This window comes from Pseudomonas sp. 2822-17, from assembly GCF_002742485.1.
Lineage (GTDB): Bacteria > Pseudomonadota > Gammaproteobacteria > Pseudomonadales > Pseudomonadaceae > Aquipseudomonas > Aquipseudomonas cyclaminis.
This window is the reverse complement of record NZ_LJRZ01000158.1, coordinates 1-331: the sequence shown is the minus strand read 5'-3', so window position 1 is coordinate 331 and position 331 is coordinate 1. Positions and strand designations below refer to the sequence as shown.

General features: G+C 41.1%; 1 protein-coding gene. It reads right to left on the bottom strand.

Annotation, left to right across the window (positions count from 1 at the left end):
- Positions 1 to 130: 130 nt before the first annotated feature.
- Positions 131 to 331 (bottom strand): hypothetical protein (locus AOA60_RS33240; protein WP_218240498.1); only part of this gene is annotated, 201 nt, incomplete at its 5' end.

The following is a 331-nucleotide window of genomic DNA, read 5'->3' as shown; positions in this document are numbered from 1 at the left end:
TTACCATAAAAACCCATAAAAAGGTTAAAATAATTTGAGGAGCAAATGCAGTTTCCTTGGTCAACGGCCAAAAACAGGGGGACGGTTCTTGCGTTTTCTAACGAAAAAAACGCAAGAACCGCCCCCTAGTTTATGAAAACTCTTGTCCAGTTAATTCTTTTATTGCGTGACATAACTCTTCCCAACCTCGTGGGAACTTATTGTTGCCTTGTTTATAAATATTTCTTCCGTCTCTCACCAACTCCACCTGCCAGTTGGTACCGTCCATGACATCAGGTTCGACATATTGGCGCTTCCAATCTAAGAGACATGCCCATTGTAACTGAAATAT